Raw genomic sequence first — 15012 nt, 5'->3', positions numbered from 1 at the left:
GTGGGGAGGAAAAAACCCCCACTGATTAAATTTCACTTTCGCTCTACTATTTTTCTGCAAGTATTTTATTGATCGCTGGAATATCAGCGGGAGCAAAATTAAGATTTAGCAGCTCAGTTCGAGGAACCCATCTAATTTCAGTATGTTCTAACAGGAGAGGCTCTCCTTTTGTAATTGTTGCTTTAAATGTTTCTAAGCGTACGATAAATTCTTCATATTCATAAATGGTATCCTCAACCTTTTCACCGACTTGTATAGAGCAATTAAATTCCTCTAATATTTCACGAGTCAAAGCCTGATCAGGAGATTCGCCCTCTTCAATTTTACCACCAGGAAATTCCCAATAATTTGCTAGTACCATATTAGAATTTCTTAACGCACAAAAAATTTCTTGCTTATCATTTTCTATAATTGCACCAACTACATGTACATTTTTTTTCATTTGTTTTCACCCCTTATTGTGCATTTTAAAATATTGAAAATTATAACATATATCACTGAAATCCCCTATTGTCTAGTAGGGAATAACTTTGCTCATTTCCATAGCGTGTGGTTGATTTCAGTTACGGTTGGGCGCTTTGTTACTGTCGCTTCGCTTTCGCACAGAAAAAATTTGTAGCTGCCGCTTCGCTTTCGCTACAGAAAACATTTGTAATAGAAAAATAACAATTAAACTGTTTTTTTGCATGACTATGTAATTGTCGTTTTCTACTGTATAATAATGAACAATATATAGGAAAAAGGCGGTACGAGGTACGATGAAAAGAATTGAATCTACGCAAAATGCGTTAGTGAAATATTGGAAGAAGCTTGCTACAACACGTAAAGAGCGTGAAAGATCAGGAGAATTCCTAGTAGAGGGATTCCACTTGGTGGAGGAAGCATTGAAAAATACTGAACAGGTGATGCAACTAATTGTACGTGAAGGTGTAGAATTACCAATGCTTTGGCCGATTGATAATGTAGCCATCGTTGAGGTAACGGCTGCTGTTGCCAAGGAGTTTGCTGAAACGGAGACTTCACAAGGTGTATTTGCGGTTTGTAAGCAGCCTTTATTAGCAGAAGATGTAATGGCTACGTGGCGCAAGGTGCTGCTAATTGATGCCGTGCAAGATCCAGGAAATATTGGAACGATGATTCGTACTGCAGATGCAGCTGGTTTGGATGCAGTCATACTCGGTAAGGGCTGTGCGGATTTATATAATCCTAAAACGCTTCGTTCTGCACAAGGCTCACATTTCCATATCCCGGTCATTCGAGGCGATTTAGAGGAATGGATTGAGCAGCTACAAAATAATGGTGTACCAGTATTTGGGACTGCTTTAGATGAGGATGCAGTTGTCTATAGCGATGTTGAACATACTGGTGCATTCGCGATCATGATGGGGAATGAAGGTAGTGGTATTCATCCACAACTACTTTCGATGACAGATCAAAATATTATTATTCCAATTTTGGGACAAGCGGAGTCTCTAAACGTAGCAGTAGCAACAGGAATCGTTTTATATGGATTTGTTAAGTAGGTAATAAAAGCAATGACAACTGTAATTGCAAGAATATGGTGAAATCGTTAAAATTGTTGGTCATCACCATAAAGTGTGGTCGATTTCCGTTCCGACTGGGTGCTTTGTAGCTGCCGCTTCGCTTTCGCTACAGAAAACATTTGTAGCTGCCGCTTCGCTTTCGCTACAGAAAACATTTGTAGCTGCCGCTTCGCTTTCGCACAGAAAAAATATTTGTAGCTGCCGCTTCGCTGTAGGGTCTCGGGCCAACACGATGTTGGTCACGAAGGCGTTATCACAGGATGTGATGCTTTTAGCCTTCGTTCCTGCCCAATCTCCACTCCAATCAACTAATATATGGAATGTAGTTTAACAAATGTCATCTGCAACTTTTGGCGATGAGCCTAAAAATTGCCGATAGAACCATTATTATCGATGGCAATAGGCACATGGCTCTTGATTTGAATTGGTATAGTATTGTATAATCACTGTTAAAATGTAAACGAAAATGCTTTGACCGGGAAGTAGTAAAGATTGTGAATGGACGACAGGGAGTGCAGGCCGAAGATTGAGAGCCAGTGCCGTACCAATGCAGTTTTGAATTCATCCCGCGAGCAGCTACCGGGACCAGCGAAACGCTGTAAAGGTATGCCGGCTTTAATCTAGTCGTTATGTCAATGAAGTGATTGTTAGGAATTTTCCTGCAATAACTAGGGTGGTACCGCGAATATGTCCTCGTCCCTTTTTTAGGGGCGAGTTTTTTTATGCCATCAACAAAATTGGCATGGATTTGAACAAGGAGGGTTTATTACATGGAAGAGCAATTAAAGCAATTAGAGCAAGAAGCACTTGCTAAAATTGAAGCGGCAGCAAATTTAAAGGAATTAAATGATGTGCGAGTAGCATATCTAGGGAAAAAAGGACCTATCACTGATTTATTAAAAGGTATGGGGAAATTATCCGCTGAGGAACGCCCAAAAATGGGTGCTTTAGTTAATACAGTTCGTGAAAAGGTAACGGCTGTATTAGAGGAAAAGGTAACTGTGCTGGAGGAAGCAGCCATTGCTGAAAAATTAGCAAGTGAGTCGATTGATGTCACTTTACCTGGCCGTGAAATTAAAGTTGGCAATCGTCATCCATTAACACGTGTTATTGAAGAAATTGAAGATTTATTTATCGGTATGGGCTATGAAATTGCTGAAGGGCCGGAAGTAGAAAAGGATTATTACAACTTCGAGGCATTAAACTTACCGAAGGGACATCCTGCTCGTGATATGCAAGATTCGTTCTATATTTCCGAGGAAATATTATTACGTACGCATACTTCTCCTGTGCAAGCTCGCACGATGGAAGAGAAGAAGGGTGAATCAATTCGCATTATTTGTCCAGGGAAAGTATTCCGTCGTGACAACGATGATGCTACACACTCTCACCAATTCATGCAAATTGAAGGGTTAGTGATCGGTGAAAATATTCGCATGAGTGACCTTAAAGGTACACTTGATACATTAGCGAAAAAAATGTTTGGTGCGGACCGCGAAATTCGACTTCGACCAAGCTTCTTCCCATTCACAGAGCCATCTGTTGAAATGGATATTTCTTGCTTCAAATGTGGTGGTTCTGGCTGTAACGTATGTAAAGGTACAGGCTGGATTGAAATTTTAGGAGCTGGTATGGTGCATCCAAATGTACTTGAAATGGCTGGCTATGATCCGAAGAAAGTATCAGGCTTTGCATTCGGTATTGGTGCTGAACGTATCGCAATGTTGAAATATGGTGTCGACGATATTCGTCATTTCTATACAAGTGACACACGTTTCTTATCACAATTCGAGCGAACAGAAGCGTAAGGGGGATAACAAATGTTAGTATCATTAGATTGGTTAAAAGATTATATAAATACACAGGATTTAACACCTGAGGAGTTAGCTGAAAAAATTACGCGCTCTGGAATTGAAGTAGATGCAGTAATTGACCGTGCTAACGCAATGGATAAAATTGTTGTCGGCTATGTCGTATCAAAGGAGAAACACCCTGAAGCAGATAAATTAAATATTTGCCAAGTGGATGTTGGTGAAGCTGAACCACAACAAATTATTTGTGGTGCTCCAAACGTGGATGCTGGTCAAAAAGTTATTGTCGCTCGTCCTGGCGCACATTTACCAGGCGGCATTAAAATAAAAAAAGCGAAACTTCGTGGACATGAATCAAACGGTATGATTTGTTCATTACAAGAGTTAGGAATCGAAGGGAAACTAGTTCCTAAAGCATATTCTGAAGGTATTTATGTGCTTCCTGAGGGAGCTGAGGTCGGTTCAGATGCCCTTGCTATTTTAGGTTTACGTGACACAGTATTAGAGCTTGGTTTAACACCAAACCGCTCAGATGCACTGTCAATGCTAGGTGTGGCGTATGAAGTTGGCGCAATTCTATCTGAAGAAGTGAAGTATCCAGAAATCGCTTACAGCACATCTTCTGAAAAAGCAGCAGACATGTTAAAGCTTCGAGTAGAAGATTTACAAGCAAACCCAATGTATGTAGCAAAAGTTGTGAAAAACGTAAAAATTGCGGAATCACCGATGTGGTTACAAAATCGCTTAATGGCAGCAGGCGTACGCCCTCATAATAATGTGGTCGATGTAACGAACTACATTTTAATGGAATACGGTCAACCGCTTCATGCCTTTGACTACGATAGTCTTGCAACAGGTGAAATCGTAGTGCGTAAAGCAACAGATGGCGAAAAAATTACTACTTTAGATGACCAAGAGCGTACATTAAAAGCAACAGATTTAGTCATTACAAATGGCAAAGAGCCAGTAGCTATCGCAGGTGTAATGGGTGGTGCTAACTCTGAAGTAAATGATTCTACAACAACGGTTGTGATCGAATCTGCTTACTTCGATGGTTTAACTGTACGTCAAACATCACGTCATCTTGGACTTCGTTCAGATGCTTCTGCTCGCTTTGAAAAGGGTGTTGACCCTAACCGTGTATTACCAGCTGCAGAACGTGCTGCTGCACTACTAGCTGAACTAGCTGGTGGTGAAGTGTTAGAGGGAACATGCATCGTAGATGAGCTAGATAAATCACCGGCACGTGTTGTCGTTTCTCCAGATTTTATTAATGAACGTTTAGGTATGAAAATTTCATTAGAAGAAATGTTGACTATTTTAGAGCGTCTTAAATTTGGCGTAGAAGCAGCAAATGGTTTACTAATCGTTGATGCACCAACACGTCGTCAAGATATTAAAATTGAAGAAGATATTGTAGAAGAAATTGCTCGTTTATATGGCTATGATGAAATCCCGATGACGTTACCAGAGGGAGCAAACCAAGTAGGTCGTCTAACACCATATCAAGCAAATCGTCGTGTTGTTCGTAACTATATGGAGGGGGCAGGCCTTTACCAAGCTGTCACTTACTCATTAACTTCAGATGCATTGTCACAACGCTTTGCATTGAAAGCCGAGCCAGTAACACGTTTACTAATGCCGATGAGTGAGGACCGTTCAACACTACGTCAAAGTCTTATCCCACATTTAATTGAAGCGGCTGCATATAATGTTGCACGTAAAGCTGACAATGTGGCATTGTATGAAATCGGTTCAGTATTCCTTGGTCAATCAGAAGAGGGGCTACCATACGAGGAAGAGCATGTGGCGGCAGTAGTAACAGGAAAATGGCTTGACCATGCTTGGCAAGGGGAGAAAAAAGCAGTAGACTTCTTCGTCTTAAAAGGCATTGTAGAAGGTGTTATCGGTAAGCTCGGTTTAGAGGACCGTATTTCATTTGTGAAAGCTGAAGTAGATGGATTACATCCAGGACGTACTGCTAGCATTCTTTTAGACGGTGAACAAGTGGGTATTATCGGTGGATTACATCCAGCAGAGCAAAAAGCATGGGGTGTCAAAGACACATATGTAATGGAAATGGATCTAGTAACATTATTAAATGCTAATGCAAAAGAAGCACCTCTTGGTTATACACCAGTGCCTCGCTTCCCAGCAATGTCTCGTGATATTGCACTTATTATGGACCGTACAACAACAGCTGGAGAGGTTATTGCTGCGATTCGCTCAGCAAACGTGAAATTATTGAAAGACGTTCGTGTATTCGACGTATATGAAGGTGAAAAAATGGAGGCTGGTAAAAAATCTGTTGCATTCTCCCTAACATACTTCGATCCAGAACGTACTTTAACAGATGAAGAGGTTGTTGCAGCACATAACAAAGTGTTAAAAGCTATTGCAACAATTGAAGGTACAGAAGTACGCTAATTTTTAACTTCTTTCAGCATATAAGTTTTGTACTGAACGCGTAGCGACCAGTACAGATGTACCTAACGCTGAAAGAAGTTAAGCCTCCGGAGCTATTATGCCGAGGTATTATTGATGATGTTTTTGTGAGCTGTCTCTTAATGAGGCAGCTTTTTGTTTTATTCACATGGAGAAAATAAAGCGCTGAAGAGAATATTTTTTGCAATATTTAGAAATAACAAAAAATAAATTTTTGATTTATATTTGTGTATAGTATAATTTGGATTGAAAATTTTACTATTGGGTGGTAGTTATTATGAAAAATCATCGAAAAAGAAGAGGCTTTTCCATGCGAGCCCGATTAATATGGGCGTTTACTTTGACACTTTTAATTCCCAGTATTGCCATTGGTACGTTTTCATATTTGAAGGCTTCTGATCAATATGACAAGGAATTAAGTAATAGCTCGCGCGAAAATGTCGATTTATTAAATACACTAATTTCAAATGAGATATCACCTATTCAAAGTGATGCGGAGTATTTAGCTGCTTCTTTTAATAAAAATGTGCAAGATGCAGATGCTTTAAAGGAATTAGAAAAATATAATGCTTTACATAGCAATGTCTCTGTTGTCAATTTAGCAATTGAGGGACACAAATTTATGCGTGAACCATATGCTAAATCCTCAGCCGATTATGATCCATTTACGCGACCATGGTACTTAAAGGCTATTGAATCACCAGATAAAGGCGTTATGGTTGATCCATATAAATCAACGATTACAGGTGAATTAATATTAGCAGTATCAGCTGGTTTACAGGATCGTTCAGGGGTTATTTCGATTGGTCTAAATTTAGACGGAATTTCCGAGCTAGTGAAATCAGTGGAGATTGGTGATAAGGGCTATGCTACATTAGTAAATGCCAATAATCTTATTATTGCTGATCCACAATTAGAGGCAGGATCGGAGCTCAAAAAGTCGTATATAGAAAAGATACAAGGAAAAGAAGAAGGTAGTTTTACCATTGAAGAAGATGGGAAAAAGCATCGAGTGTTTTTTACTACTAATAAACTAACTGGGTGGAAAATTATTGGGACTATGGATTTGGCAGACGTAGCAGCTGTCACAAAACCAATATTAATAAACACGATGACCGTTATTGTCATTGCACTAATCGTATTTGGAATCATTGGTGCTTTTATTATAAGAACAATCACTCAGCCATTAAATAAGTTGTCAACAGTAGCTGAGCAGGTTGGAGATGGTGATTTACGTAATTTAATTGATATTAAAAGACATGATGAGATAGGTAAATTGGCAGATATATTCAATAAAATGATTCTATCTTTACGTAGTGTAGTTGGTAACATTGGTGAGGAATCCAATCAGTTAGCTGCATCATCGGAGGAACTTACAGCAAGTACATCTGAAAATAAACGAGCTACATCGCAAATTGTTGATTCCATTCAAACATTTGCTGAAACGGTTGATTTGCAAGCCGAAACAATTAATGATAGCACTAACGCTGTACTTGAAATGTCTTCATCCATTCAACAAATTGCCGTTAAGTCCGATACCGTTAATGAGATGTCCCATAAAGCAATGGAGGCTGTTGTAATAGGAGATGAAACTATTCAAACAGCAATAGGCCAAATGAAAATGATTCAAAGTACTGTCCAAGCACTTGAAAACACCGTACAAACACTAAGTGATCGTTCAAATGAAATCGGACGTATTGTAGAGGCTATTACGCAAATTGCTGATCAAACGAATCTTTTAGCTCTAAATGCTGCAATTGAAGCTGCTCGTGCAGGTGAGCATGGAAAAGGTTTTGCAGTTGTTGCTGATGAGGTGCGAAAGCTTGCTGAGCAATCCGCACAATCAACCATGCAAATAAAAGATATCATTGATTATATTCAAGCCGATACAAAACTAGCGGTTGAATCAATGGCTGCTGGTTCAGCTGAGGTAATAAAGGGAATTGATGTAACAAATATGGCAGGAAAGTCATTCAAAGAAATTAGTGATAATGTGCAAAGCGTAACCTATGAAATAGGACAAATTTCAGAGACAGCAAAAGTTATTTCTGAACACTCCAATCAAGTGGCACTAGGAATTGAAAGTGTGCTTCAGCGAACAAATGACAATACAGCAAGTGCACAAAATATATCCGCCGCAACAGAGGAACAGCTTGCTTCTATGGAAGAAATCGCTGCATCGGCAGAAGCCCTTGCTAAAATGTCTGAAAATCTACAACAAACCATTAAACAGTTTAAATATTAGGCTAAACAAAAATCTGATCATAATACGTTTTTGATAGAAAGAATTTCGCTAACTACAATAGAGAACAAGTTGTGTATAACTTGTAATCTGCTGGAGTATAGCGAAATTTTTTTGTCAAAAAGACCAATATTATTTCATCTTTTTAGCTTTCTCAGTATTCGCAAAATGCCATTTCGTAATGGAACGTAAAAATTCCTCACCTTGTTTCCGCCAAATGCGTGCTGCTAACGCATCTACTTTCGCTGAAGCTCCCTTCAACAACTCTATCCCAGCAATCTCGCTCAGACGGTCCATTTCTTTTAAAAATGCAGCACGAGCTAATATCGATGCAGTTGCTACGGAAAGATGTAGTTGCTCGGCCTTCGTAGAAAATAGCACATTCTCCCGAACAATATCTCGTTCATTTTTTAAGTAATTGTAATAAACGCCGCGTTCCGCAAACTGATCTATCAAAATATGTTCTGGTTTTTCGGGCGCCATTTTCGCCAGTGCATTTTTAAGTGCTCGATTGTGCATCATAGCTTTCATTTTACCTTGAGAGTAGCCTCGTGATTGTAATTCGTTATATTTTTCATTGCGTAGCACAAGTACACTATGGACACAAGCTGCACGTAAATCAGGGGCTATTTTACGCATGTAATCATCCGTTAGCATTTTTGAGTCTTTGACACCAAGTTCGTTTATAAGCGCAATTTTTGATGATGGGACATATACGGCTGCAACTGTTATTGGACCGAAATAATCACCAGTACCAGTTTCGTCTGAGCCTAGCACGGACATCGTAGCAAAACCTTCTGGAAGAACGTCGCCCTTTACTCCTATCGACGATGATTTTTGTGTATTTTGTTCTTCTATGTTTCCCCAGCGCGCAGCTTCTCGCTCAGCTCCTCCCCCTTGGAACATTAATTTACCTGATTTGTACATCGTAATTGCTGTATCCGGGAGCTTCGCGGCAAAGATTACACCTGGAGCTTTACGCTCTATAAAATGGTTGGCATAGTATGACATTACCTCTTTTTGTCTATTTGTTGATATGGAAAGTACAATATTTGACATTTACTCGTTCCTTTCTGTCCTCGTTGTTCACAATTTTATACCTTTCATGTTATGATAATAAATAGCTTTTTTGTGTAAGCAGCTCACAATAAAAAAATTCGTGAGCACAAAAATTTTTAAAGGAGGGTGCGACTATGGAAAATCAAGAAAAGAATAAAATTTCTGTGGAAATCTACGGTCATACATATAAAATGGTCGGCTCTGAATCCATGGGACATATGCGACTTGTCGCTTCAATTGTTGATGACCGTATGCGCGAAATGAATGTACATAATCCCTCTCTTGATAGCACAAAGCTCGCCGTTCTTACAGCAGTAAATACCGTTCATGATTATTTACTATTAAAAGAACAAATGGAAAAACTAGAAGAAGAATTGAAAAAATTAAAGGGTTGAAGTGAATGTTAGATTTAATCATATTAGTGGTGCTATTAGCCGGGCTCATCGTTGGTGCAAAACGTGGTTTCATTGTTCAGATGATGCATATCGTTAGCTTTATAGTTGCCCTAATAGTTGCGTATATCTATTATAAACCATTAGCACAAAAATTTGTGTTTTGGGTTCCGTATCCAGGTGTAACGGATTCAGGTAGTCTTGGAGTAGTTATAGATAGCCTGGATTTAGACCGCACTTTTTACCGTGTCATTGCATTTGCAGTTATTTTCTTTGCGGTGAAAATTACATTGCAAATTGTGGCATCGATTTTTGATTTTATAGCGTATTTACCTGTGTTAGGTACAGTGAATCGCTGGCTTGGAGCATTGTTTGGCATGATTGAAAACTATTTAATTATGTTTATTTTGCTGTACATTCTTGCTTTATTGCCAGTTGCTTCTATTCAAAGTTTAATGTCGAAGTCGTTGTTAAGTGGTCTCATTTTGGAACACACCCCAATTATTACAAGTATGTTCCAAAATTGGTGGTATATTTATATGCAATAGCAAACTGTGCACTTCTCTCGGTTTTGAGGGAAGTGTTTTTACGATAGGAGGAATTCCCAATGAACAAAAAAACAATTATTCGCACATTTGAAAAAATTGCATTGTATATGGAATTACAAGGGGAAAATCCATTCAAAGTGTCTGCCTTTCGAAAAGCTGCTGCCGCACTTGAGGGGGACGAGCGCTCGTTAAGTGAGATGGAAGATGTCACAAAGCTTAAGGGTATAGGTAAAGGTACAGCTGCGGTTATTGAGGATTTAATGACGAATGGTGAATCAAGTTTATTAAAAGAATTAGAAGAAATTGTACCAAAAGGATTGCTCCCGCTATTAAAACTTCCAGGCTTAGGTGGTAAAAAAATTGCTAAGCTTCATCAAGAGTTAGGGGTTGATTCTGCGGACAGTTTAAAGGCTGCTTGTGAGGAAGGTAAAGTTCGTGAGCTAGCAGGCTTTGCGGCTAAGACTGAAGAAAAAATTTTAAAGGAACTTGCAAATTTAGCAAATCGATCAGAACGTTTACCGATTTGGCAGCTGGAGCCAGTTGTTTTACAAATTGAAGCTCTTCTAGGTAGTATGGAAGAAGTAGAACGTTTTTCTGTTGCAGGAAGCTTCCGTCGTGCAGCTGAAACAAGTAAAGATATTGATTTTATTGTTGTAACTGAAGCAGTTGAAACTGTACGTGAAAAGTTACTGAATAAGCTTTCTGTACAAGAAGTCATAGCAGCTGGTGATACAAAAATTTCAGTTATTTTAGATCTAGATGAGCCTGTAAGTGTAGATTTCCGATTAGTAAGAGATGTAGAATATGCAACAGCTTTACATCATTTCACAGGCTCGAAAGATCACAATGTACGCATGCGTCAAATTGCTAAAGCACGTGGTGAAAAAATTAGTGAATATGGTGTAGAGCAGGCTAATGGCACCGTATTAACGTTTAAGGATGAAGAAGCATTTTTTGCGCATTTTGATTTACCATTTATCCCACCGAGTTTGCGTACAGGAACATCGGAATTTGACAAAACGAATGACATTAAAAGTCTAGTGAAAATAGAAGATATTAAAGCAGATTTGCATATGCATACGACTTGGTCTGATGGTGCATACTCTATTGCTGAAATGGGCGAAGCATTGATTGCGCGTGGCTATCAGTATAGTGTTATTACTGACCATTCACAATTTTTAAAAGTAGCGAATGGTCTAACGCCAGAGCGTTTAACAAAGCAACGTGCTGAAATTGAGGCGTTTAATGAAGCACATCCTGATTTCCATTTATATGCGGGGACAGAAATGGATATTTTGCCGGATGGTTCCCTAGATTTTGAGGATGATGTGCTAAAAGAATTAGACTTTGTCATTGCCTCTATTCACTCTAGCTTTACACAATCGCAGGACAAAATTATGGCACGTTTACTTACGGCGATGCAAAATCCGTACGTTCATATGATTGCACATCCAACTGGTCGCATTATTGAGGATCGTAATGGCTATAATCCTGATATGGGACAATTAATTTCGTGGGCAAAGGAATATGGTAAAATTTTAGAGTTAAATGCAAATCCATATCGTCTTGATTTATGTGTAGAGCATTTAGAAATGGCTTTGGCAGCTGGTGTGCCCGTAGCAATCAATACGGATGCCCATGATATTGCTCATTTACGCTTTATGGATATTGGGGTGCGCTATGCAAACAGAGCATGGTTAAAAAAGGATATGATTGTGAATACATGGACGCGAGAACAATTTGAAGCGTTTATTCGACGAAATAAATAGATTGAGGAGGTGTTCTCAGTGATCGCAGAACGCGCATTGAAAACACTAGAATATGATAAAGTACGTCAGCAAGTGGCTACATACTGTACTTCTTCAATCGGTAAATCAGCGGTTGATGAACTTGTACCACAGACAGACTATGAAAAAGTTGTACAATTATTAGAAGAAATGGATGAAGGACTATCCATATTACGTGTTAAAGGCAATGTGCCGATGGGTGGGATTTTTGATGTGCGACCAGCTGCAAGGCGTGCACAAATCGGTGGCATGCTTTCAGCGATGGAACTAATGGAAGTTTCAAGTACAATTCGAGCTAGTAGAATTCTTCGCAATTTTATCGAAGATATACAATCAGAAGAAGTGATTGAGATTCCTCATTTCATCGCAAAAAAAGAAGCGATGCCTGTTTTGACAGGCTTGCAACATGAAATTAATAACTGTATTGATGACAACGGTTCTGTGCTAGACTCTGCAAGCCAAACTTTGCGTTCAATTCGCCAGTCTTTGCGCGCAGAGGAGGCTAAAGTACGTTCTAAGCTGGAAAGCCTTATACGTGGGAGCAATGCTTCAAAAATGCTGTCAGATACACTTGTAACGATTCGTAATGATCGCTTTGTTATTCCCGTTAAGCAAGAGTATCGTCACCATTATGGTGGAATTGTGCATGACCAATCCTCTTCTGGCCAAACATTATTTATCGAGCCAGATTCGATTGTACAAGCGAATAATGAGATTCATCGATTAAAAATGAAAGAGCAAGCTGAAATTGAACGCATCTTACTTGCCTTAAGTGCAATGGTAGAGGAAGTAGCTCCAGATTTATTTAATTTAGTAAAAGTACTAGGTGAGATTGACGTTATTTTAGCTAAAGGCAAATATGGGCAAGCGAACAAATGTACAATGCCTAAAATGAATAACGATGGCTATATTCGACTTGTTCGTGCACGTCATCCGCTTTTACCAATTGAAACCGCGGTTCCTAACGATATTGAATTTGGGAAAGACATTACGGCAATTGTGATTACAGGGCCAAACACGGGTGGTAAAACCGTCACTTTAAAAACAGTTGGACTATGTACATTAATGGCACAGGCTGGGTTACCAGTGCCTGCACTTGATGGTTCAGAGCTGGCTGTTTTCAAGCAGCTTTTTGCAGATATTGGAGATGAACAGTCAATTGAACAATCACTGTCCACATTCTCCTCCCATATGGTTAATATAGTAGATATCTTACAAAAGTTTGATTGCGAATCACTCGTTCTATTTGATGAATTAGGTGCCGGGACAGATCCTCAGGAAGGGGCAGCTCTGGCCATCTCTATTTTAGATGAAGTACATGGTCGTGGCGCCCGCGTTATGGCAACAACGCACTATCCTGAGCTAAAAGCATATGGCTATAATCGTCCAGGAGTTGCCAATGCAAGTGTAGAGTTTGATATTGAGACATTGAGTCCAACATATCGTCTACTTATTGGTGTACCAGGCCGCTCCAATGCATTTGAAATTTCAAGTCGTCTGGGCTTACCAGAATCCATTATTGAGCGTGCGAAAAGCTTTACAGGTACAGATCGCCATGAGGTAGAGTCAATGATTGCTTCACTAGAAGAGACTCGTCGCCAATCTGAAGATGATGCAGAACGCTCTCATGAATTACTTATGGAGTCTGAAGAACTTCGTAAAGAGCTACAAGGAAAACTACAAGCTTACGAGGAACGCAAAGAAGCACTCGATAAAAAAGCGAAAGAAAAAGCTCGTAAAATTGTTGATGAAGCAAAAAGAGAAGCAGAATCAATTATTGCTGAGCTTCGAGAAATGCGCAAAAATGCAAACCAAGTTGTTAAAGAGCATGAACTCATCGAAGCACGTAAACGATTGGAAGAAGCTACCCCGCTTGAAAACAATAAAGTGTTGAAAAAAGCAGCACAAGTAAAGGCTCGTGCACAAAACTTAGTTGTCGGAGACGAGGTAAAGGTGTTAAGCTATGGACAACGGGGTACATTGCTCGAAAAAGTATCGGATACCGAATGGGTTGTGCAAATGGGTATTCTGAAAATGAAAATCTCGGATAGTGATCTAGAGTACATTAAACCCGAAAAAGAACCTGTTCAACGTATGGCTGGTGTAAAAAATCGCAATAGTCATGTAAAATTAGAATTAGACTTACGCGGCGAACGGTATGAAGATGCTATCATACGTACGGAAAAATATATTGATGATGCCTTGCTTGCTAACTATGGGCGTGTATCAATTATTCATGGTGTCGGTACAGGTGCATTACGTCAGGGAATTCAAAGTTATTTGAAAAAGCATAAGCGTGTAAAATCCTTCCGTTTTGGTGAAGCGGGTGAGGGAGGATTAGGTGTCACGGTTGTGGAATTGAAATAAGCAGTAAAGGGGACGGAGAAAAATGCTAAATTCTAGCTTTTGGCGATATCCAATTATCGAAACGGCAGGATATTTTAGTGTTGTTGTATTATGTTTAGTCGTCTCGATGGCATTGTTCGAAGTCGTTACGAAATATAAAAACTGGGAAGAAATTAAAAATGGTAATATCGCTGTGGCACTTGCAACAGGCGGGAAAATACTGGGGATTTGTAATATTTTTCGCTTTTCCATTGCGCGCCACAGCACTTTAAGTGAAATGATTGGCTGGGGCCTTTTTGGTTTTACATTACTAATTGTGGCGTATTTCTTATTCGAATTTATGACACCCCGTTTTAATGTTGATCAAGAAATTGCTAACGATAATCGCTCAGTCGGCTTCATTTCCTTTACCATTTCACTCGGTCTATCGTTTGTGATTGGGGCAAGTATTGCATAGGAGTGTAATGACATGGAAAAATTAGCAAAAGTACTAATCGTTGTCTGCATCGCATTTTTGGCAGTCGGTGTCTATTATATGATGACTCTTTAAGCAAAAAACGCATCCTTTTTTGAGGATGCGTTTTTATATATATTGATAGGTAAAGGGAAGGAACGCTAAGGGAGCTAGCGACGGAAAGAATAGTCGAAGCGACGGAAAGAATAGTCGAAGTGACGGAAAGAGGCTGGGGCGACGGAAAGAATAGCCGAAGCGACGGAAAGAATAGTCGAAGTGACGGAAAGAGGCTGGGTTGACGGAAAGAATAGCCGAAGTGATGGAAAGAAGAGTCGGGGCGACGGAAGAAGCCGAGGCGACAGAAAGGAAAGTCAAAGTGAAATA

At 39.5% G+C, this 15012-nt stretch carries 11 protein-coding genes; 9 read left to right on the top strand and 2 right to left on the bottom strand.

The window, feature by feature from the left end; translation table 11 throughout:
* Nucleotides 1-46 precede the first annotated feature (46 nt).
* Entirely contained in the window at nt 47-442 is a 396-nt protein-coding gene (locus MY533_RS16270; protein ID WP_248716776.1) for a (deoxy)nucleoside triphosphate pyrophosphohydrolase, read from the bottom strand.
* Between the two features lie 316 nt (nt 443-758).
* Between MY533_RS16270 and MY533_RS16265 the strand changes: the two genes are divergently transcribed.
* From MY533_RS16265 to MY533_RS16250, 4 genes are all read left to right on the top strand, one after another.
* Nucleotides 759-1523: a TrmH family RNA methyltransferase gene (locus MY533_RS16265; RefSeq protein WP_248716775.1), complete on the top strand. Its 765-nt coding sequence runs from the start codon at nt 759-761 to the stop codon at nt 1521-1523.
* 791 nt (nt 1524-2314) lie between these two features.
* Nucleotides 2315-3352 (top strand): phenylalanine--tRNA ligase subunit alpha, encoded by a 1038-nt coding sequence (gene pheS / locus MY533_RS16260; RefSeq protein WP_132357149.1) that lies wholly within the window; start codon nt 2315-2317, stop codon nt 3350-3352.
* A gap of 12 nt (nt 3353-3364) precedes the next feature.
* Nucleotides 3365-5782, top strand: coding sequence for a phenylalanine--tRNA ligase subunit beta (gene pheT, locus MY533_RS16255; protein WP_248716774.1), 2418 nt, complete (start codon nt 3365-3367; stop codon nt 5780-5782).
* A 295-nt stretch (nt 5783-6077) separates the two neighbouring features.
* Nucleotides 6078-8045 carry a methyl-accepting chemotaxis protein gene (locus tag MY533_RS16250; RefSeq protein WP_248716773.1) on the top strand — a complete coding sequence of 656 codons (1968 nt, stop codon included), beginning with the start codon at nt 6078-6080 and terminating at the stop codon, nt 8043-8045.
* A gap of 129 nt (nt 8046-8174) precedes the next feature.
* Here MY533_RS16250 and rnhC read toward each other — a convergent pair whose 3' ends face one another.
* On the bottom strand, nt 8175-9101 hold the full coding sequence (rnhC, locus tag MY533_RS16245) for a ribonuclease HIII (RefSeq protein WP_248716772.1): 927 nt from the start codon (nt 9099-9101) through the stop codon (nt 8175-8177).
* Between the two features lie 134 nt (nt 9102-9235).
* On the opposite strand from rnhC, the gene zapA reads away from it, so the two are divergent.
* From zapA to MY533_RS16220, 5 genes are read left to right on the top strand one after another with little or no spacing between them, the layout of a single operon-like run.
* On the top strand, nt 9236-9496 hold the full coding sequence (zapA, locus tag MY533_RS16240; protein WP_132357145.1) for a cell division protein ZapA: 261 nt from the start codon (nt 9236-9238) through the stop codon (nt 9494-9496).
* A gap of 5 nt (nt 9497-9501) precedes the next feature.
* Complete coding sequence (locus MY533_RS16235; protein WP_132357144.1) at nt 9502-10041, top strand: CvpA family protein; 540 nt, start codon at nt 9502-9504, stop codon at nt 10039-10041.
* Between the two features lie 59 nt (nt 10042-10100).
* A complete protein-coding gene (polX, locus tag MY533_RS16230; protein ID WP_248716771.1) occupies nt 10101-11810 on the top strand; it encodes a DNA polymerase/3'-5' exonuclease PolX in 1710 nt (569 codons plus the stop codon).
* Nucleotides 11811-11828: 18 nt separating this feature from the next.
* Entirely contained in the window at nt 11829-14195 is a 2367-nt protein-coding gene (locus MY533_RS16225; protein ID WP_248716770.1) for an endonuclease MutS2, read from the top strand.
* Nucleotides 14196-14217: 22 nt separating this feature from the next.
* Nucleotides 14218-14631, top strand: a complete 414-nt coding sequence (locus MY533_RS16220; RefSeq protein WP_132357141.1) for a DUF350 domain-containing protein — start codon at nt 14218-14220, stop codon at nt 14629-14631.
* The last annotated feature ends 381 nt before the right edge of the window (nt 14632-15012 follow it).

This window comes from Lysinibacillus sp. Ag94 (assembly GCF_023242215.1).
Taxonomy (GTDB): domain Bacteria; phylum Bacillota; class Bacilli; order Bacillales_A; family Planococcaceae; genus Lysinibacillus.
The sequence above is the reverse complement of the archived record's forward strand: the minus strand, read 5'-3'. Positions and strand labels throughout refer to the sequence as shown.

Coding starts and splice junctions, on each gene's coding strand:
- MY533_RS16270 (WP_248716776.1), bottom strand. CDS start 442: ATGAAAAAAAATGTACATGTAGTTGGTGCAATTATAGAAAATGATAAG.
- MY533_RS16265 (WP_248716775.1), top strand. CDS start 759: ATGAAAAGAATTGAATCTACGCAAAATGCGTTAGTGAAATATTGGAAG.
- pheS (WP_132357149.1), top strand. CDS start 2,315: ATGGAAGAGCAATTAAAGCAATTAGAGCAAGAAGCACTTGCTAAAATT.
- pheT (WP_248716774.1), top strand. CDS start 3,365: ATGTTAGTATCATTAGATTGGTTAAAAGATTATATAAATACACAGGAT.
- MY533_RS16250 (WP_248716773.1), top strand. CDS start 6,078: ATGAAAAATCATCGAAAAAGAAGAGGCTTTTCCATGCGAGCCCGATTA.
- rnhC (WP_248716772.1), bottom strand. CDS start 9,101: ATGTCAAATATTGTACTTTCCATATCAACAAATAGACAAAAAGAGGTA.
- zapA (WP_132357145.1), top strand. CDS start 9,236: ATGGAAAATCAAGAAAAGAATAAAATTTCTGTGGAAATCTACGGTCAT.
- MY533_RS16235 (WP_132357144.1), top strand. CDS start 9,502: ATGTTAGATTTAATCATATTAGTGGTGCTATTAGCCGGGCTCATCGTT.
- polX (WP_248716771.1), top strand. CDS start 10,101: ATGAACAAAAAAACAATTATTCGCACATTTGAAAAAATTGCATTGTAT.
- MY533_RS16220 (WP_132357141.1), top strand. CDS start 14,218: ATGCTAAATTCTAGCTTTTGGCGATATCCAATTATCGAAACGGCAGGA.